Below are 18,764 nucleotides of genomic sequence, written 5' to 3'. Positions count from 1 at the left end.
GAGGGGACGCGCGTAGCGCGTGCTGTACGGCAGCGGCCCTACCCTTTCCCTGGCCGCCTTCGGCGGCCTGTCCCTCTCCCGCAAGGGGAGAGGGATTTACACCCCTGAGTTCGTACTCGCCAAAGAAAAGGGCCGCATCGCGCGGCCCCTTCCCTGTCTTGCAAACGTCGAATGCGATCAGCGCTTTTCGATCGGCACGTACGCGCGATCTTCCGGCCCGACGTAGTTCGCGCTCGGACGGATGATCTTGCCATCTTCGCGCTGCTCGATCACGTGCGCGCTCCAGCCGGTGGTGCGCGCGATGACGAACAGCGGCGTGAACATCGGCGTCGGGATGCCCATCATGTGGTAGGCCGATGCGCTGTACCAGTCGAGGTTCGGGAACATCTTCTTGGTGTCCATCATCAGGTTTTCGATGCGCTCGGACACGTCGAACAGCGTCTGGTTGCCGCCGTCCGCGCACAGCTTGCGCGAGATCTCCTTGATGATCGGATTGCGCGGATCGCCGATGGTGTACACCGGGTGGCCGAAGCCGATGATGATTTCCTTCTTCTCCATGCGCGCACGGATGTCCGCCTCGGCCTCATCGGCGGTGCCGTAGCGGCTGATGATGTCCATCGCCACTTCGTTCGCGCCGCCGTGCTTGGGGCCGCGCAGCGCGCCGATGGCGCCGGTGATGCACGAATGCAGGTCCGAACCCGTACCCGCGATCACGCGCGCGGTGAAGGTGGACGCATTGAACTCGTGTTCGGCGTAAAGGATGAGCGACTTGTCCAGCGACAGCGCGTGCAGCGCGCTCGGCGCTTCGCCGTGCAGCAGGTGCAGGAAGTGCGCGGCGACGGAATCATCGTCCGTCTCGACGTCGATGCGGCGGCCGTTGCGGGTGAAGTGCCACCAGTACAGCAGCATCGAACCGAAGCTGGCGATGAGCTTGTCGGCGATGTCGCGGGCTTCGGAGGCCGGATGGCCTTCGCGCTCCGGCAGCACCGTGCCCAGCACCGAGCAACCGGTGCGCAGCACGTCCATCGGGTGCGCGTTGGCGGGCACCAGTTCCAGCGCTTCGGACACGATCGCCGGCAGGCCACGCAGGCGCTTGAGCTTGGCCTTGTAGGCCTTCAGTTGCGACGTCGTCGGCAGCGCGCCGTGCACGAGCAGGTGCGCGACTTCCTCGAACGTCGACTCGGTGGCCAGGTCGTGGATGTCGTAACCGCGGTAGTGCAGGTCGTTGCCGCTGCGGCCGACGGTGCACAGCGCGGTGTTGCCCGCGGCGGTACCGCTCAGGGCGACGGATTTCTTGGCCTTGGGCAGGACCTGGTTGGTCTCGGTCATGTGGGTATTCCTCCTCGTGCTTGTCCGGTCGTACCGGGGTGCGACGTTGTCAATTTTGCAGGGTGGCAAAGGGGATTCGATCAGATCAAAGCCTGACTGCGACGAGGTGTCGCAGGCGACCGTGGTGGGCACCTATCGCGCCCGCCACGGTCGAAATGGCGGACCGGACGCGCCGGCGGAGATAGGGACAGGGGGACTCAACGGGAAGGCCCTGTACGCTCCGTCGGCCGACCTTTTCATCGCGCCTTACTTCTTGCTCGCGAACAGCGCGTCGAGCTTGTCCTCGAACGCGTGGTAGCCGATGCGATCGTACAGTTCCTCGCGGGTCTGCATGGTGTCCACCACGTTCTTCTGGTGGCCGTCGCGACGGATGGCGGTGTAGACATTTTCTGCCGCCTTGTTCATGGCGCGGAACGCCGACAGCGGGAACAGCTGGATCGCCACGCCCACCGAGGCCAATTCGTCGCGGGTGAACAACGGCGTCTTGCCGAACTCGGTGATGTTGGCCAGCACCGGCACCTTCACCGCGTCGACGAAACGCTGGTAGGTGGGCAGGTCGTAGGCGGCCTCGGCGAAGATGCCGTCGGCGCCGGCCTCCACGCAGGCGATGGCGCGCTCGATCGCCGCGTCCACGCCATCCACGGCGATGGCGTCGGTGCGGGCGATCAGAAAGAAGTCCGGATCGGTCTTCGCATCGGCGGCAGCCTTGACGCGGTCGACCATCTCGCCCTGCGACACGACCTCCTTGCCCGGACGATGGCCGCAGCGCTTGGCCCCGACCTGATCCTCGATGTGACATGCGGCGGCGCCGGCCTTGATCAGCGACTTCACCGTGCGCTCGATGTTGAACGCGCTGGGCCCGAAGCCGGTGTCGATGTCCACCAGCAGCGGCAGGTCGCATACGTCGGTGATGCGGCGCACGTCGATCAGCACGTCCTCCAGCCCGGAGATGCCCAGGTCCGGCAGGCCCAGCGAGCCGGCGGCGACGCCGCCGCCGGAGAGGTAGATCGCGCGGTAGCCGGCGCGCTGGGCCAGCAGCGCGTGGTTGGCGTTGATGGCACCGATGACCTGCAGGGGCTTTTCGGCGGCGAGGGCGGCGCGGAAACGGGCGCCTGCGGAAGCGGAACTCATGGGGGAACTCCTGTCTGCGACGGGCGCCAATCTGGCACCATCCCACTGGTTGATCAATCTTGATCGTTCCAATCAATCTGTCTGGCAATCTATCGCCATGGACGACCTCCTCTCCGCCCGCGACACCTGCCGTCTGCTCGGCATCAGCCGGGCCACGCTGTACGCCTACGTCAGCCGCGGCCTGCTCGAATCGCGCCCCGGCCCCGACCACCGCAGCCGCCTGTACCTGCGCCAGGACGTGGAGCGGCTGGCGGAGCGCCAGCGCATCGGTCGCGGCGCAGCGCGCGGGGCGGCGCAGAGCCTGGATCGCGGTTTGCCCGTGCTGGAGACGCGGATCTCGCTGATCCGGCCGGACGGGCCGTACTACCGCGGCCGTTCGGCGATCGCGGAGGTGCGCGCCGGTGCCAGCCTGGAGGACACCGCGCGTCTCCTGTGGGACTGCGGCAGCGACGACCCCTTCGCGATGGCGGTGCCGGGCTGGCCGGACACCGTGGCGAGCATCGCCGTCGACGCACGTCTGCCGCCGCTGGAACGCACGATGGCGGCGATTCCGCTGCTGGCGCTGCAGGAGCGCCATTCGTTCAACTCGGCGCCGCAGGTGCGGCATCGCGTCGCGGCGACGCTGCTGCGTCAGAACGCCGCGCTGCTGGTCGCGCAACCGCCGTCGGCCGATCCCGTGCATCGCGTGCTGGCACGCGCGTGGCGGCCGGGCGATGCGGCATTCGAGGACCTCGTGCGCGCCGCACTGGTGCTGTGCGCCGACCACGAACTCAACGTCTCCGCCTTTGCCGCGCGCGTGGTCGCTTCGACCGGTGCGCATCTGCACGCGACGGTGTGCAGCGGATTGGCGGCCTTGTCGGGGCCGCGCCACGGCGGCGCCACGGCACGCGCCTACGCATTGATCGCCGAAGCGTCTCAGGCCGATTCGCCACGCGATGCGATCGCAGCGCGATGGCAGCGCGGCGACGACCTGCCCGGCTTCCGCCATGCGCTGTACCCGGACGGCGATCCACGCGCGGCGGAACTGCTGCAACGCCTGCGCGACGCGGCGCCGGATCCGGCGCAGCTCGATGCACTCAACGCGATGGTCGAAGCCACCGAGGAAATCAGCGGTCAGCACCCGAACATCGACTTCATGCTCGCCGCGATCTGCCACGCCTATGCATTGCCGGCGACGCCGGCGCTGGTGATGTTCGCCGCCGGGCGCCTCGCCGGCTGGCTGGCGCATGCGCTGGAGCAGCAGGCGCACGGTGGACTCATACGACCGCGTGCGCGCTATGCGGGTGTGCAACCGGGCGGAGTGGAAGAGCACGCCGCAGCGGTATCTCCTCACCATTCGCCCTGAGCGTAGGCGCGCAGCATCGGTCGGTCGCAGCCCCGTCCGCCCTTCGACTTCGCTCCGCTACGCTCAGGACGAACGGGAAATACGTCCGGTGTCAGCCTCCTGTATCGGGGCCCCGCTCCAGCGCGCGCTTCACTTCCTCCAGCGCACCGGGGTCGTCGAGCGTGGACAGATCACCCGGATCGCGACTCTCCGCCAGCGCCTGCAACGAACGCCGCAGCAGCTTGCCCGAGCGCGTCTTCGGCAACGCGTTGACCACGTACACGCGCGCCGGCTTCGCCACGCCACCGAGTTGTTCGACCACGCGCTGCTGCATCGCAGCGGCCGCATCGGCAGGCGATTCGTCGGGACGCTTGAGCGTGGCGAACACGACCGGTACCTGACCCTTGAGTTCGTCGTGCACGCCGATGACGGCGGCCTCGGCGACATTGGGATGCGTGGAGCACGACTCCTCGATCTCGCGCGTGCCCAGGCGGTGACCGGCGACGTTGATGACATCGTCCGTGCGGCCGAGGATGAAGGTGTAGCCGTCCTCGTCGCGGATCGCCCAGTCCAGCGAGCTGTAGACGAGCTGCTTGAAGTGGCTGAAGTAGCTGGAAAGGAATCGCGCGTCGTCGTTCCACACCGTCGTCAGGCAGCCCGGCGGCAGCGGCGGCTCGATCACCAGCACACCCTTCTCGCCGGCCTTCACGTCCTCGCCGCTGTTGTCGTCGATCACGCGCAGCTTGTAGCCCGGCGTGGGCAATCCGGGCGAACCGAACTTCACCGGTTTCAGGTCCAACCCCGGCATCAGCGACAGCACCGGCCAGCCGGTTTCGGTCTGCCAGTAGTTGTCGATGATGGTCTTGCCGATGCCGTCGGTGATCCAGTGCGCGGTGGGTTCGTCCAGCGGTTCTCCGGCGAGGAACAGCCACTGCAGCTTCGACAGGTCGTGCTTCTTCAGGAACGCGGGATCCTGCTTCTTCAACACACGGATGCCGGTGGGCGAGGAGAACATCGTGCGCACGCCGTACTGCTCGCAGATGCGCCACCACACGCCGGGGTCGGGATTCGTCGGTAGGCCCTCGTACAGCACCGACGTCGCGCCGGCGATCAGCGGCCCGTACACGTTGTACGAATGCCCCACCGCCCAGCCGACATCGGACGTGGAGAACATCACCTGCCCCGCGCGCACGTCGTAGATCGACCACATCGACAACGCCAGCGCGACCGCGTAACCGCCGACATCGCGTTGCACGCCTTTTGGCTTGCCCGTAGTGCCCGACGTGTACAGCAGATAGCTGGGCTCGTTGGATTCCAGCCATTCGACGTCGACTTCCTCGCCGTCGTACTGCGCGTGGAGCGCGGCATAGTCCGCGTCGCGACCTTCCACGTTCGTACGTTGCGGATCGAGCCCGCGATCGACGATGAGCACCTTCGGCGGCGGCGATTTCGCCGCAGCGCAGGCGGCATCGACCAGCGGCTTGTACGCAATCACCTTGCCGCCGCGCATGCCGGCGTCGGCGCAGATCAGCAGCTTCGGTGTCGCATCGTCGATGCGCAGCGCCAGGTTGTGCGAAGCGAAACCGCCGAACACCACCGAATGCACCGCACCGATGCGCGCGCAGGCCAGCATCGCGAACACGGCCTCGGCCATGTTCGGCATGTAGATCACCACGCGATCGCCGCGGCCGACGCCGAGCGAACGGATCACCGCGGCGAAGGTGTTCACTTCGCGATGCAGCTCGCGGTACGTGATCTCGCGCGTGACATTGGTTTCCGATGAGATCGCCACGAGTGCCAGCTGGTCGCCGCGTTCGTGCAGATGGCGGTCGACGGCGTTGAAGCACAGGTTGGTTTCGCCGCCGACGAACCACTTGCGGAATGGCGGAGTGGAATAGTCGAGGATCCGCTCCGGCGGCTTGTGCCAGTGGATCGCCCTCGCCTGCTCGCCCCAGAACTCCTCGGGCTGTTCGATCGAGCGGCGATAGAAGTCTTCGTAGCGCATGGCGGGGCCTTTCCAACGACGATCCGTCGAGGCTAGTCCGTGACACGTGAGCGTTCGTTACGACGATGGTCGAAGAGGCTGCGTGATGGCACGCCTGCGCACGTAAGCGGTTGATTTGGCAGGAACGCTCCCGAGCCCCGCTGCACGACATGGCGCGATGCAGCAAGGCGCGATGCGCGCAACGTCCAATTTTCAGCCGGTCGAGGCTGGCGCGTGGCGGCATTGTTGCGCCCCGTCCGCTTGCCTTGCTCGCACCGCTTGCAGCGCGAGCTGGCGAATCCGACGCCTGCGTCGGAACCGTTCAATGCGACCTCCAGCGTCGAAAGCGACTGACCCCTTCGCGTCCGTGCGCGACTTCGCACGCCTCCTTCTTCCGAACGACCGACTTCCCATGAATCCATCGATCCTGGCCGCCGCACTGGCCGGCCTGCTGCTTTGTGCGACCGACGCGACGGCCGGCGACTTCGACGCCTGGCCGACGCACCACACGTTCGCCGACGGCACCGATCTTTCCGCTTCCCTCAACTTCGCTTACGACCTCAACGATTTCTCCGGCGATCGCGGCTATGGAACGGCCACGACAACGCTGCACGACGACGATGGCATGCGCCGTCGCGAGTTCGGCGCCGCGCTGAAGAAGAAGGGCGTTTACGACGCCACTGTCGGCATGGACTTCGAAACGAACACCTGGCTCGATGTCGCACTGCGCGTGGAGACCAAGGCGTTGTTCGGACAGGACATGGGCCGCATCCGCGTGGGCTATTTCAAGACGCCTGTCGGTTTCGAGAGCAATTCGGCATCGCGCGCGGGCAGCCTGATGGAGAACGCGGCCGCGTCGCAGGCGGTGTTCGAAGGCCGACGCACGGGCGTTGAGTGGTCGCTCGCGCGACCTGATTACGCTTTCAGCGCCGCGTACTTCTTCGGGCACGACCTGCAGGGCGACAACCCCGGCACGACGGCGGCGGCGCGCGCGTTCTGGCTGCCGCTTCACGGTGACGCGCGCGTGCTGCATCTGGGCGTGGCCGCGTCGGTGGAGAACCCGCACGGCAACACTGACGGGCGCAGCATCTACACGGCGCCGGGCGCGCGCTTCCGCGCACGTCCGCAAGCCGGCCTTACTGATGTGCGGCTGGTCGATTCGGGCAAGCTGATGCATGTGGACCGCATCGACCGTGCGGGGCTGGAGGCCCTGTGGATCGACGGCCCCTGGTCACTGCAGGGCGAATACCTGATTGGCAGCGCGCAGCGCGATGACGGCTTGCGCGATTTCACCGCGCAGGGCGGCTACGTTACCGGCAGCTGGCTGCTCACGGGGGAATCGCGCCCTTACTCCGGCGGGAACGTCGCCAATGTGAAACCCGCGAAGGGCTTCGGTGCAGTGGAATTGCTGGCGCGCTACGGCGACCTCGATCTGAACGACGCGGGCATCGCCGGCGGCCGCCAGCGCGACATCACCTTCGGCGCGAACTGGTATCTCACTTCGCACTTCAAGTTCCAGGCGAACTACGTGCACGTGCTGGATGAGAAGCGCGCGGCGTATTCGGCGACCGACGAGGTGGAACTGCGGGCGCAGGTGCAGTTCTGATTCTGATCTCTTATCGACGCTCTTAATCTGTCATTCCCGCGGAATGACGACAGCAAGCACGAAGCGATGTAGCAGCCGACAGCTGCGTCAACGAAAAAGGGCGGCCATTGGCCGCCCTTTTTTTGTCTCGTGCGACTGCCGAAACAGTCGCGCAATGCGGATTACAGCAGGTGCGAAACGCCGGCGCGCTCTTCTTCCAGCTCGGCCAGCGTCTTGTCGATGGCCTTCTGGCTGAAGTCGTCGACCGGCAGGTCCTTCACCATCGTGTACTCGCCGTCCTTCGTGGTCACGGCGAAGCCGAACATCACGTCCTTCGGAATGCCGTAGCTGCCGTCGGACGGAATGCCCATCGTCACCCACTTGCCGTTGCTGCCCAGCACCCAGTCGCGGATGTGGTCGATGGCGGCGTTGGCGGCCGAAGCAGCCGACGACAGGCCGCGCGCTTCGATGATCGCCGCGCCGCGCTTGCCGACCTTCGGGATGAACTCGTTGGCGTTCCAATCGGCGTCGTTGATCTTGTCCTTCAGCGACTGGCCGTTGACCGTGGCGAAGCGGTAATCCGGGTACATGGTCGGGCTGTGGTTGCCCCACACGACCAGCTTCTCGATGTCGCCCACGGCGACGCCGGCCTTGTTGGCCAGCTGCGACAGCGCACGGTTGTGGTCCAGGCGCAGCATCGCGGTGAAGTTCTTCGCCGGCAGGTCCGGCGCCGACTTCATGGCGATGTAGGCATTGGTGTTGGCCGGGTTGCCGACGACGAGCACCTTCACATTGCGCGAGGCGACCTTGTTCAGCGCGGCGCCCTGGGCGGTGAAGATCTTCGCGTTTTCCAGCAGCAGGTCCTTGCGCTCCATGCCCGGGCCGCGCGGACGCGCGCCGACCAGCAGGGCGATGTCGGCGTCCTTGAACGCGACTTCCGCGTCATCGGTGCCGACCATGCCGACGAGCAGCGGGAACGCGCAGTCTTCCAGCTCCATCATCACGCCCTTGAGCGCGGCCTGGGCCTTCTCCATCGGCAGCTCGAGCATCTGCAGGATGACGGGCTGGTCCTTGCCGAGCATTTCGCCGGAAGCGATGCGGAACAGCAGCGAGTAACCGATCTGGCCGGCAGCACCGGTGACGGCAACGCGGACGGGGGTCTTCATGGTGAAACTCCGGGATTCGTGATTCGTGATTCGTGATTCGGGATTCGTGATTCGGAAACAGCGGCGGCGCTACGGGAGGATTCGGGATCCGCTTTTGCGAATCCCGAATCTCGAATCCCGAATCACTGCAGTTCAGCGAAGAATTCCTGGAAACGCTGCAGGCCCGGTGCGAGCTGCGGCGTCGGGCAGGTGTAGCTGATGCGCAGCGCGCGCGGCTCGCCAAAGGCCGAGCCCGGCACGCAGGCCACGCCCTTGGCTTCCAGCAGTGCGTTGCAGAAGTCGACGTCGTTGTTGATCTTCGTGCCCGTTGGCGTGTGCGTCTTGCCGAAGGCGACGCTGATGTCCGGGAACACGTAGAACGCGCCCTGCGGACGCGGGCAGACGACGCCCGGGATGGCGTTCATCACGTCCATCACCTGGTCGCGTTTGGCCTGGAACTCGGCGCACTTCTGCGTCGGCACGTCTTGCGGGCCGTTGAACGCGGCGATGGCCGCAGCGCAGACGACTTCCGGCACGTTGGTGATGTGGTTGGAATTCATCGTCACCAGCGCCTGCGCGACGACTTCCGGACCGGCCATGAAGCCCACGCGCCAACCCGGCATGCCGTAGGTCTTGGACAGCGAGTCGAGGAAGATCACGCGGTCCTTCAGCTCCGGGCGGGCGTGCACGAAGTTGTGGTAGCCCAAGCCGTCGAACACCATCCGGTTGTAGATGTCGTCGGTGATGATCCAGGTGTCCGGATACTTCACGATGACGTCGGCCAGCGCGTCGATTTCTTCCTTCGTGTACACCATGCCCGTCGGGTTGGACGGGTTGTTGAACAGGAACACGCGCGGCTTCTTCGCAAGCGCGACATCGAGCTGCGCGGGCGTGAGCTTGTAGTTCTGTTCGGCCGGGCACGGCAGCAGGTCGATCTTCGCGCCGACGATCTCGGCGATGTCGAGGTAGCTGGTCCAGTACGGCGTCGGGAAGACGATGGTGTCGCCTTCGTCGAGCAGCGCTTCGGCGAGGTTGTAGATGACGTGCTTGGCGCCGATGCCGGTGGCGCAGTTGACGCGGCCGTAGCCGGTCAGACCGATTTTCGCCATGTGTTCGACGAACGCGTCGAGCAGCGCGTCGGGTCCGCGATTGCTGCCGTACTGGCCGCTGTCTTTCGACAGCGCTTCGCGTGCGGCGGCGTAGACGTGCTCGCCGGGGAGGAAGTTGGGAACACCGATCGAGAAACTGATGATGTCGCGGCCTTCGGCCTTGAGCCGCTTGGCCTTCTCGGCAACCTGCATGATCGCGCTGGGCTTGGCGCGACCGATGCGCCGGGCAAGCTGGGGCATCGCGGGAACCTCGTTGGGGTCGATGTGGGGTGTGCTCGAGGCTGGAACTGCAGCCGCGAAAACGGCCGCCATCGAGCCTTGCGATGTTAACACGCGGACCCGGGCGCCCCGCCCCGCCGGATGCGAAAACGCCCGCCCCGGCAAGCCGGAGCGGGCGCCTCAGTTCGACGGGGTATTCAAGCCGTCATCCCCGCGCAGGCGGGGACCCAGGCGTCCGACTTGTCACGCCCCGGCAGCAGGCGCTGCGGGTACGGACAGTTGGATTCCCGTCTTCGCGGGAATGACATCGATCAGGTTACGGGCGCGCGTTCGCATCCAGGGTCTTGTTCCACTCGGCCACGCGGTCGGCCTTGGCGGCCAGCACGGCGGCAGTGTCGCCTTCGATCTTCACCGACTTGATCGTGTCGCCCTGCTTCACGCTGTCCACGATCTGCTGCCCTTCCAGCACCTTGCCGAACACCGTGTGCTTGCCGTCCAGCCACGGGCACGGGACGTGGGTGATGAAGAACTGGCTGCCGTTGGTGCCCGGGCCGGCGTTGGCCATGGACAGCACGCCGCGCTCGTGGGACAGGCCGGTGCGGGTTTCATCTTCGAAACGGTAGCCCGGGCCGCCGGTGCCGGTGCCCAGCGGGCAGCCGCCCTGGATCATGAAATCGTTGATGACGCGGTGGAAGCTCAGCCCGTCATAGAAGCCGCGCTGGGCCAGATTGACGAAGTTGGCGACCGTCAGCGGCGCCTTGTCGGCGGCCAGTTCCACGCGGATGGGGCCGCGGTCGGTGTCGAAAGTGGCGATCAGGCTCATGAATGCGTCTCCTGGACGTTGTTCGGGGAAAGGAATCGGTGGGAGAAAGGGGCAACTCGCCGTTCAGATGGCGGCGGTGGCGGGGCTTCACAAGGGTCCGCGAGCGCCTCCCGGCGCCGTCTGCCTGAACAAGCAACGGCCATGTTTGCAAGGTATAATATTCGGCTACCCCTCGCCTGAGCGCCGGTCTGCCGGCCTGTCCGCATGTCCATCGAACGCCTGCGCAATATCGCCATCGTCGCCCACGTCGACCACGGCAAGACCACCCTCGTCGACTGCCTCCTGAAGCAGTCCGGCACCCTTTCCGAGCGCACCGTGCTCGCCGAGCGCGCGATGGACAGCAATGACCAGGAAAAGGAACGTGGCATCACGATCCTCGCCAAGAACACGGCGATCACCTGGCAGGGCAACCGCATCAACATCGTCGACACCCCGGGCCACGCCGACTTCGGCGGCGAGGTCGAGCGCGTGCTGTCGATGGTCGACTCGGTGCTGATCCTCGTCGACGCGATGGACGGCCCGATGCCGCAGACGCGCTTCGTGACGCAGAAGGCGTTCGCGATGGGCTTCAAGCCGATCGTCGTGGTCAACAAGATCGACCGCCCGGGCGCGCGTCCGGACTGGGTCATCGACCAGGTGTTCGACCTGTTCGACAAGCTCGGCGCCACCAACGAGCAGCTGGACTTCCCGATCGTCTACGCCTCGGCGCTGCACGGCTACGCCAGCCTCGACGATGCCGCGCGTTCGGGCGACATGACCCCGCTGTACGAAGCGATCATGAAGCACGTCGCGCCGCCGCAGGTGGACGAGGACGGCCCGTTCCAGATGCGCATCAGCCAGCTGGACTACAGCAGCTTCGTCGGCCTGATCGGCATCGGCCGCATCCAGCGCGGCAAGGTGAAGAAGAACATGCCGGTCAGCGTGATCGACCGCGAAGGCAAGAAGCGCCAGGGCAAGATCGTGCAGGTGCTGGGCTTCATGGGCCTGGAGCGCATCGAGACCGAGGAAGCCGGCGCCGGCGACATCGTCGCCATCGCGGGCGTCACCGACCTGTCGATCTCCGACACCGTCTGCGCGCTCGACGCGCCGGAAGCGCTGCCCGCGCTGACCGTGGACGAGCCGACGATCAGCATGACCTTCCAGGTGAACAACTCGCCGTTCGCCGGCCACAAGGAATACAGCGGCGGCAAGTTCCTCACCAGCCGCCAGCTGCGCGAGCGCCTGGAGCGCGAGACGCTGCACAACGTGGCGCTGAAGGTCGAGGAAGGTTCCGATCCGGACAAGTTCCTGGTGTCGGGCCGCGGCGAACTGCACCTGTCGGTGCTGATCGAGAACATGCGCCGCGAAGGCTTCGAACTCGCCGTGTCGCGTCCGGAAGTGATCATCAAGGAAATCGACGGCCAGCTCATGGAGCCGATCGAGCAGCTGGTGGTCGACATCGAAGAGCAGCACCAGGGCGGCGTGATGGAAAAGCTGGGCATCCGCAAGGCCCAGCTGAAGAACATGGAGCCCGACGGCAAGGGTCGCGTGCGCCTGGACTACATGATTCCGGCGCGCGGCCTGATCGGTTTCCAGAACGAGTTCCGCACCCTGACGCAGGGTTCGGGTCTGCTGTTCCACGTGTTCGACCATTACGGTCCGAAGGAAACCGGCGCGATCGCCAAGCGCCTCAACGGCGTGATGATCGCCAACGCCGCCGGCGCCACGCCCGCCTACGCGCTGGGCCCGCTGGAAGAGCGCGGCCGCCTGTTCGCCGCCGAAGGCGACAACGTGTACGAAGGCCAGCTGGTCGGCATCCATTCCAAGGACAACGACCTGACCGTCAACGCGATCAAGACCAAGCCGCTCACCAACATGCGCGCTTCGGGCAAGGACGACGCGATCAAGCTGACGCCGGCGATCAAGTACTCGCTGGAGCAGGCGCTGGACTTCATCGAGGACGATGAGCTGGTCGAAGTCACGCCCAAGGAAATCCGCCTGCGCAAGAAGCAGCTCACCGAGAGCGAGCGCAAGCGCGCCTCCCGCGCGGCTTGAACCAAAACGGTGGCGCCGTGTCTGATCACGCCATGACCGACGCCACCTACGACTCCCGGCCGCAGGCCCATCCGGGCCTGCATGCCATCGCGATCTTCGAGGCCGCCAAAGGCCTGCTGGCCTTCGCCGCCGCCAGCGGCCTGGAGCTGCTCGGCCCGGCCCCGCTGCTGCGCTGGCTGCACGAACTGATGACGCGGTTCCAGTTGGATCCGCAGACCGGCGCGCTGGCGCGCTTCTCCGACCTCATCAATCCCGACAGCGTCCATCTGGCCGCGGGTTTGATCTTCGCCTACGGCATCCTGCGCTTCGTCGAGGCCTGGGGCCTGTGGCGCGTCAAGGTCTGGGCGTCGTGGCTGGGCTGCATCAGCGCCGCGATCTACCTGCCGCTGGACGTCTATGCCCTGTTCCGCCACCCCGGCTGGATGTCGGTCGCTGTCCTGGCGATCAATTTGATCGTCGTCGCAGTGCTGGCACGCGACATCCGTAAGCGGCGCCCCTGAGCCCCCGCCAGCCAAGCTGAATGGCGTATCCTCGGGTCAGCCACCTGCGACCGGGGAATCGCAATGCGCTCTTTGATCGTCAAGACGTTGCCACTGGCAACGCTGCTCGCGCTCCTGCCCGCCTGTAACCGCGCCGACGTACCCGGCACGGCCAAAGCCGGTCCGACCGCGACGACTTCCGCCAAGCCGGCCGCCGCGCCCGCACCGGATGGAAACTTCGCCTTCGCCGAAGTCGGTATCGACGAACTTCAAGCCCGCATGGGACGTGGCGAGCTCACCAGCCACGCGCTGACGCAGGCGTACCTGGACCGCATCGCCGCGATCGACGACGCCGGCCCGCATCTCAACGCGGTGATCGAAGTCAATCCGGCCGCGCTGAAGGAAGCCGATGCACGCGACGCCGAGCGCAAGGCCGGCCGCGTGCGCGGCCCGCTGCACGGCGTGCCGATCCTGCTGAAGGACAACATCGACGCGACGCCGATGGCGAACTCCGCCGGCTCGCTCGCCCTCGCCTCGCACCATCCGCGCACCGACGCCTTCGTCGTCGCGCGACTGCGCGATGCGGGCGCGGTGATCCTGGGCAAGACGAACCTCAGCGAGTGGGCGAACTTCCGTTCCTCGCGTTCGACCTCCGGCTGGAGCGCGCGCGGCGGGCAGACGCGCAACCCGTACGCGCTGGACCGCTCGCCCTGCGGTTCCAGCTCCGGCAGCGGCGCGGCCGTGGCCGCCAACCTCGCCGCCGCCGCAATCGGCACGGAGACCGACGGCAGCATCGTCTGCCCGTCTTCGGTCGCGGGGTTGGTGGGCATCAAGCCGACGGTCGGCCTGGTGAGCCGCAGCGGCATCATCCCGATCTCGCACAGCCAGGACACACCCGGCCCGATGGCGCGCAGTGTCGCCGACGCGGCAATCCTGCTGTCGGCCATGGTCGGTCGCGACGACACCGATTCCGCCACGGCCGAAAGCACCGGCCGGGCGATCTTCGACTACCACGCGCGCCTCAACCGCGACGGCCTGCGCGGCGCCCGCATCGGCGTGCTGCGCAAGGCGATGGGTTTCCATCCCGCCGCCGACGCCGCGCTCGAGCGCAGCCTGGAGGCCATGCGCCAGGCCGGCGCGGAGATCGTCGACGTCGAACTGCCCACCGCCGGGCAATGGAACGACGCCGAGATGGACGTGCTGCTGTACGAGTTCAAGCACGGCCTCAACGGCTATCTGTCGCGCAGCGGCGCGCCGGTGAATTCGCTGGAGGGGCTGATCGAATTCAACCGCCGCAACACCAAGACGGAGATGCCGTTCTTCGCGCAGGAGCTGTTCGAACGCGCGCAGGCGAAGGGCACGCTGGACGAGATGGCGTACATCGACGCGCGCAGCCAGGCTAAGCGACTGGCCGGCAGCGACGGCCTGCAGGCCGCGCTCACGGCTTCGACACTCGATGCCATCGTCGCGCCTGCCACCGCGCCGGCGTGGCTGATCGACCCGGTCAACGGCGATCATTTCCTCGGTGAAGGCTACGGCGCCGCCGCCGTCGCCGGTACGCCGAGCGTCACCGTGCCGATGGGCGATTATTTCGGCCTGCCGATGGGCATCGTCTTCATGGGCCCGGCGTGGAGCGAACCGCGTCTGATCGAGCTGGCGTTCGCATTCGAACAGAAGACGCGCGCGCGCAAGGCGCCGCAGTTCCTGGCGACGGCACCGCTAGGAACGACCAAGGGCTGATGTCTGTCGCCCCCGCTGAAAATGCAAAAGGCCCGCCGAAGCGGGCCTTTTTCTTGCATGAGCCTACAGGTCAGGCCGGTGCCGCGATCTGCGCCTGCTTGCGCACGATCAGCATCGCGATCTCCAGTGCCTGCTCGTAGTTCAGGCGCGGATCGACCGTCGACTTGTACGCGCGCTCCAGATCGCTCTCGGTGAGCTCGCGCGCGCCGCCGAGGCATTCGGTGACGTCCTCGCCCGTCAGCTCCAGGTGCACACCGCCCAGCCGCGTGCCGGCGGCGGCGTGCAGTTCGAACGCGTCCTCCAGCTCGCTGCGGATGTTGCGGAAGCGGCGCGTCTTGTAGCCGTTGCTCGTGCTCTCGGTGTTGCCGTGCATCGGGTCGCACACCCACAGCACGCGGCGGCCGTCGCGGCGCACCGCCTCCAGCAGCGGCGGCAGCTTCTCGGCGATGCCGGTCGCGCCCATGCGGTGGATGAAGCTCAGGCGGCCCGGCTCGTCTTCCGGATTGAGCAGGTCGATGATGCGCAGCAGTTGGTCGGGCGTCACCGACGGACCGACCTTCAGCGCGATCGGATTGCGGATGCCGCGGAAGTATTCGGCGTGCGCGCCGTCGACCTGCGCGGTGCGCATGCCGATCCACGGGTAGTGCGTGCTGAGGTTGAACCAGCCCCAATGGCGCGGCACCTGGCGCGTCAGCGACTCCTCGTAGGGCAGCAGCAGCGCTTCGTGCGAGGTGTAGAAGTCGACGCGGTTGAGGTTGTGGACCTCGCTGCCCGACAGCGTTTCCATGAACCGCACGGCGTCGCCGATGGCATTGACCATGCGGCGGTATTCGTCGGCGAGCGGCGAATGGCCGACCCAGCTCAGGTTCCAGTATTCGGGATGGTGCAGGTCGGCGAAGCCGCCGTCGATCAGCGCGCGGACGAAGTTCATCGTCATCGCCGAACGCGCATGCGCCTTGATCATGCGACGCGGATCGGGCGTGCGCGCTTCGGGCGTGAACTCCGGCGCGTTGACCATGTCGCCGCGGTAACTGGGCAACGTGACCTCACCGATCGTTTCGGTGTCGGTCGAACGCGGCTTGGCGTACTGGCCGGCGAAGCGGCCCACGCGCACCACCGGCTTGCGCAAGCCGTGCACGAGCACCAGGCTCATCTGCAGCAGGACCTTGAGCCGGTTGGAGATGACGTCGGAGGTGCAGCCGGCGAAGCTCTCCGCGCAATCACCGCCCTGCAGCAGGAAGCGCTTGCCTTCCTGCGCGTCGGCGAGCTGCTGCTTGAGCGAGAGGATCTCCCACGAGGTCACCAGCGGCGGCAGCGAGCGGAGCTCGCCCAGCGCGGTCTCCAGCGCCTGCGCGTCGGGATACTGCGGCAACTGCATCGCAGTGCGGTTGCGCCAGGACTGGGGCGACCAGTCAGCGGGCAGGTTCACGGCGCGGAGGGTGCGGTCGGACGTAGGCATGACACGATGCTGCAATGCGGCGAACCACTATGGGCGCTCGCACGGCGCGCTGCAACCGTTACAGCGGCAACCGAGCCGGGCCACCCTTTCACGGGTCCGGGATAACTGGGGTAACGCAGTCAGCGGCGGCGAAAGGCCGCATAGCCCGCCCACGCCGCCAGCACGACGAAGCAGATGAGGCTCCACCACGGCATCGACAGGCCCCAGAAGGTCCAGTCGATGTCGCCGCAGTTGCCGGTGGCGGTCATCACCTTGCGCACGACATCCCACGTCGACATCGTCTCGCGCATGAAGGACAGCGGCGCGCCGCACGAGACGGCGCCCTGCGGCTGCATCTGCACCCAGACATGTCGACCGGCGACCGCGATGCCCGCCAGCGCAGCCAGCAGCGCGGCGGTGCCGTAACCGACCCGGCCCGCCGGCCGCTTCGGTCCGTGCAGTGCACCGATCAGGAACACCACGCCCAGCGCCGCGAACGCCACACGCTGGAAGATGCACAGGTTGCAGGGCTCCAGGCCGTCATGCAGCTGCAAGTAGATCGCATACGCCAGCAGGCCGGCACAGGCGAGGAAGCCGAGGAAGAACTGGAGGCGGAACGAGCCGCGCGGGAGTTGGGTCGTCATGGCGACAAAGCTTAACCGCCCAACCCTGTCCGTGGCATGGGCATTGGCCGCGGTTGCGCGCGTGGAGCGAACGTTTCGTCGCAGCGCCCTGCCATTGGACGCAAAAAGCAAAAGCCCCGGAAGAACCGGGGCTTTGCTGGATCGTCCCGATGGCAGGCCATCGAGTCGGCCGACGGATTACTCCGCAGCGGCTTCCGGACGATCGACGAGTTCGACGTAGGCCATCGGCGCGTTGTCGCCAGCGCGGAAACCGCACTTGAGGATGCGCAGGTAGCCACCCGGACGCGACTGGTAGCGCGGGCCGAGGGTGGTGAACAGCGTGCCGACGGCTTCCTTGTCGCGCAGGCGCGAGAAGGCGAGGCGGCGGTTGGCAACGCCATCGACCTTGGCGAGGGTGATGAGCGGCTCGGCGACGCGACGCAGCTCCTTGGCCTTCGGCAGGGTCGTGCGGATGAGGCCGTGCTTGATCAGCGAGGCCGCCATGTTGGTGAACATGGCATCGCGGTGTGCACTGGTGCGGCTGAACTTACGGCCGGCTTTCTGGTGGCGCATGACGGTGATTCCTGTGGAATGTTGGGACGTTGGATTTCGCTGTCGCCATCCAGGCGTTGGAACTTGGACTGCGGATGGTCCGAACCGACCGCTCCCTGGTCGGAGAACCGCGGGGCTTAGGCTCCGTCGGTTGAAACACGCTGCGCTTCACTCTTGAAGCGCAGCGCTTGAAACGTTGTTGCTGCCATCGACGCGCGGCACAGTGCCGCGCAAGCGCCGATGCTTAGCCCATCATGCCGTGGGAGGCGATGCCTGCCGGCGGCCAGTTCTCGAGCTTCATGCCAAGGGAGAGACCGCGCTGGGCGAGCACTTCCTTGATTTCCGTGAGCGACTTCTTGCCGAGGTTCGGCGTCTTGAGCAGCTCCACTTCGGTCTTCTGGATCAGATCGCCGACGTAGTAGATGCTCTCGGCCTTGAGGCAGTTGGCCGAACGCACGGTCAGCTCGAGGTCGTCGATCGGACGCAGCAGGATCGGGTCGATGCCGCTGGTGGCCGGCTTCGCCGCACCGCGATCGCGGTGGGTGAAGTCGCCGAACACCGACAGCTGGTCGGTGAGGATGTCGGCGGCGGTGCGGACGGCTTCCTCGGCGTCGATCGTGCCGTTGGTCTCGATGTCCAGGACCAGCTTGTCCAGGTCGGTGCGCTGCTCGACGCGGGCCGCTTCCACGGCATAGGCGACGCGGCGGACCGGCGAGAAGCTGGCATCCAGCATCAGGCGACCGATGGCGCGGGTTTCCTCATCCGGACGACGACGCGCGGCAGCCGGCTGGTAGCCGAAGCCGCGTTCGATCTTCAGACGCATGTTGAGCGCGGTGTCCTTCGTCAGGTGCGCGATCACGTGCTCGGTGTTGAGGATCTCGACGTTGTGGTCGGTCTTGATGTCGCCGGCGGTGACAATGCCGGGACCCTGCTTGGCCAGCGACAGCGTCGCCGACTCGCCGGTGTGCATGCGGATCGCGACGTCCTTGAGGTTCAGCAGAACCTCAAGCACGTCTTCCTGCAGGCCTTCGACCGTGGTGTACTCGTGCAGCACGCCATCGATCTCGACTTCCGTGATTGCGAAGCCCGGGATCGACGACAGCAGCACGCGGCGCAGCGCATTGCCGAGCGTATGGCCGTAGCCACGCTCCAGCGGTTCGATGACGACCTTGGCACGGTTGCCCGTAAGGCGCTCGATCTGAGGGCCGCGCGGGCGCAGCACCTGGTTTGCGGTAACCGTCATGTGTTG

General features: G+C 66.6%; 15 protein-coding genes. 5 read left to right on the top strand and 10 right to left on the bottom strand.

The window, feature by feature from the left end:
- Positions 1-177: 177 nt before the first annotated feature.
- On the bottom strand, positions 178-1,329 hold the full coding sequence (gene prpC, locus AAFF32_RS09010) for a 2-methylcitrate synthase (RefSeq protein ID WP_216959586.1): 1,152 nt from the start codon (positions 1,327-1,329) through the stop codon (positions 178-180).
- Positions 1,330-1,575: 246 nt separating this feature from the next.
- Entirely contained in the window at positions 1,576-2,460 is an 885-nt protein-coding gene (gene prpB, locus AAFF32_RS09005; RefSeq protein WP_216959588.1) for a methylisocitrate lyase, read from the bottom strand.
- A 97-nt stretch (positions 2,461-2,557) separates the two neighbouring features.
- On the opposite strand from prpB, the gene AAFF32_RS09000 reads away from it, so the two are divergent.
- The gene (locus AAFF32_RS09000; protein WP_342317094.1) at positions 2,558-3,805 is read left to right on the top strand and encodes a citrate synthase family protein; all 1,248 of its coding nucleotides are present in this window, start codon (positions 2,558-2,560) and stop codon (positions 3,803-3,805) included.
- 91 nt (positions 3,806-3,896) lie between these two features.
- Here AAFF32_RS09000 and prpE read toward each other — a convergent pair whose 3' ends face one another.
- Complete coding sequence (prpE, locus tag AAFF32_RS08995; protein ID WP_342317093.1) at positions 3,897-5,789, bottom strand: propionate--CoA ligase; 1,893 nt, start codon at positions 5,787-5,789, stop codon at positions 3,897-3,899.
- A 391-nt stretch (positions 5,790-6,180) separates the two neighbouring features.
- Here prpE and AAFF32_RS08990 point away from each other — a divergent pair, with 391 nt between their 5' ends.
- Positions 6,181-7,374, top strand: coding sequence for a porin (locus AAFF32_RS08990; protein WP_342317092.1), 1,194 nt, complete (start codon positions 6,181-6,183; stop codon positions 7,372-7,374).
- A 161-nt stretch (positions 7,375-7,535) separates the two neighbouring features.
- On the opposite strand, the gene AAFF32_RS08985 is transcribed toward AAFF32_RS08990, so the two are convergent.
- From AAFF32_RS08985 to AAFF32_RS08975, 3 genes are all read right to left on the bottom strand, one after another.
- On the bottom strand, positions 7,536-8,519 hold the full coding sequence (locus tag AAFF32_RS08985) for a malate dehydrogenase (protein ID WP_342317091.1): 984 nt from the start codon (positions 8,517-8,519) through the stop codon (positions 7,536-7,538).
- Between the two features lie 122 nt (positions 8,520-8,641).
- The gene (locus AAFF32_RS08980) at positions 8,642-9,847 is read right to left on the bottom strand and encodes a pyridoxal phosphate-dependent aminotransferase (protein WP_216959596.1); all 1,206 of its coding nucleotides are present in this window, start codon (positions 9,845-9,847) and stop codon (positions 8,642-8,644) included.
- Between the two features lie 295 nt (positions 9,848-10,142).
- Positions 10,143-10,649, bottom strand: coding sequence for a peptidylprolyl isomerase (locus AAFF32_RS08975; RefSeq protein WP_342317090.1), 507 nt, complete (start codon positions 10,647-10,649; stop codon positions 10,143-10,145).
- Between the two features lie 204 nt (positions 10,650-10,853).
- On the opposite strand from AAFF32_RS08975, the gene typA reads away from it, so the two are divergent.
- From typA to AAFF32_RS08960, 3 genes are all read left to right on the top strand, one after another.
- The gene (gene typA, locus AAFF32_RS08970; RefSeq protein WP_216959617.1) at positions 10,854-12,683 is read left to right on the top strand and encodes a translational GTPase TypA; all 1,830 of its coding nucleotides are present in this window, start codon (positions 10,854-10,856) and stop codon (positions 12,681-12,683) included.
- A 32-nt stretch (positions 12,684-12,715) separates the two neighbouring features.
- Complete coding sequence (locus AAFF32_RS08965) at positions 12,716-13,183, top strand: DUF2127 domain-containing protein (RefSeq protein WP_216959620.1); 468 nt, start codon at positions 12,716-12,718, stop codon at positions 13,181-13,183.
- 63 nt (positions 13,184-13,246) lie between these two features.
- Complete coding sequence (locus tag AAFF32_RS08960; RefSeq protein WP_342317089.1) at positions 13,247-14,902, top strand: amidase; 1,656 nt, start codon at positions 13,247-13,249, stop codon at positions 14,900-14,902.
- Positions 14,903-14,972: 70 nt separating this feature from the next.
- Here the strand turns inward: AAFF32_RS08960 and AAFF32_RS08955 are convergent, their stop codons facing one another.
- The 4 genes from AAFF32_RS08955 to rpoA form a co-directional block, all read right to left on the bottom strand.
- A complete protein-coding gene (locus AAFF32_RS08955) occupies positions 14,973-16,361 on the bottom strand; it encodes a 3-deoxy-7-phosphoheptulonate synthase class II (protein WP_342317088.1) in 1,389 nt (462 codons plus the stop codon).
- Between the two features lie 119 nt (positions 16,362-16,480).
- Positions 16,481-16,984 carry a disulfide bond formation protein B gene (locus AAFF32_RS08950; protein WP_216959628.1) on the bottom strand — a complete coding sequence of 168 codons (504 nt, stop codon included), beginning with the start codon at positions 16,982-16,984 and terminating at the stop codon, positions 16,481-16,483.
- Positions 16,985-17,161: 177 nt separating this feature from the next.
- Positions 17,162-17,536 carry a 50S ribosomal protein L17 gene (rplQ, locus tag AAFF32_RS08945; RefSeq protein ID WP_200606488.1) on the bottom strand — a complete coding sequence of 125 codons (375 nt, stop codon included), beginning with the start codon at positions 17,534-17,536 and terminating at the stop codon, positions 17,162-17,164.
- 223 nt (positions 17,537-17,759) lie between these two features.
- Positions 17,760-18,758, bottom strand: coding sequence for a DNA-directed RNA polymerase subunit alpha (rpoA, locus tag AAFF32_RS08940; RefSeq protein WP_115843835.1), 999 nt, complete (start codon positions 18,756-18,758; stop codon positions 17,760-17,762).
- Positions 18,759-18,764: the final 6 nt, after the last annotated feature.

Source organism: Lysobacter sp. FW306-1B-D06B (genome assembly GCF_038446665.1).
GTDB lineage: Bacteria > Pseudomonadota > Gammaproteobacteria > Xanthomonadales > Xanthomonadaceae > Lysobacter_J.
The sequence above is the reverse complement of the archived record's forward strand: the minus strand, read 5'-3'. Positions and strand labels throughout refer to the sequence as shown.

Bases quoted from the DNA above. Each gene is read 5' to 3' on its own strand.
- prpC (WP_216959586.1), bottom strand. From the start codon at position 1,329: ATGACCGAGACCAACCAGGTCCTGCCCAAGGCCAAGAAATCCGTCGCC.
- prpB (WP_216959588.1), bottom strand. From the start codon at position 2,460: ATGAGTTCCGCTTCCGCAGGCGCCCGTTTCCGCGCCGCCCTCGCCGCC.
- AAFF32_RS09000 (WP_342317094.1), top strand. From the start codon at position 2,558: ATGGACGACCTCCTCTCCGCCCGCGACACCTGCCGTCTGCTCGGCATC.
- prpE (WP_342317093.1), bottom strand. From the start codon at position 5,789: ATGCGCTACGAAGACTTCTATCGCCGCTCGATCGAACAGCCCGAGGAG.
- AAFF32_RS08990 (WP_342317092.1), top strand. From the start codon at position 6,181: ATGAATCCATCGATCCTGGCCGCCGCACTGGCCGGCCTGCTGCTTTGT.
- AAFF32_RS08985 (WP_342317091.1), bottom strand. From the start codon at position 8,519: ATGAAGACCCCCGTCCGCGTTGCCGTCACCGGTGCTGCCGGCCAGATC.
- AAFF32_RS08980 (WP_216959596.1), bottom strand. From the start codon at position 9,847: ATGCCCCAGCTTGCCCGGCGCATCGGTCGCGCCAAGCCCAGCGCGATC.
- AAFF32_RS08975 (WP_342317090.1), bottom strand. From the start codon at position 10,649: ATGAGCCTGATCGCCACTTTCGACACCGACCGCGGCCCCATCCGCGTG.
- typA (WP_216959617.1), top strand. From the start codon at position 10,854: ATGTCCATCGAACGCCTGCGCAATATCGCCATCGTCGCCCACGTCGAC.
- AAFF32_RS08965 (WP_216959620.1), top strand. From the start codon at position 12,716: ATGACCGACGCCACCTACGACTCCCGGCCGCAGGCCCATCCGGGCCTG.
- AAFF32_RS08960 (WP_342317089.1), top strand. From the start codon at position 13,247: ATGCGCTCTTTGATCGTCAAGACGTTGCCACTGGCAACGCTGCTCGCG.
- AAFF32_RS08955 (WP_342317088.1), bottom strand. From the start codon at position 16,361: ATGCCTACGTCCGACCGCACCCTCCGCGCCGTGAACCTGCCCGCTGAC.
- AAFF32_RS08950 (WP_216959628.1), bottom strand. From the start codon at position 16,984: ATGACGACCCAACTCCCGCGCGGCTCGTTCCGCCTCCAGTTCTTCCTC.
- rplQ (WP_200606488.1), bottom strand. From the start codon at position 17,536: ATGCGCCACCAGAAAGCCGGCCGTAAGTTCAGCCGCACCAGTGCACAC.
- rpoA (WP_115843835.1), bottom strand. From the start codon at position 18,758: ATGACGGTTACCGCAAACCAGGTGCTGCGCCCGCGCGGCCCTCAGATC.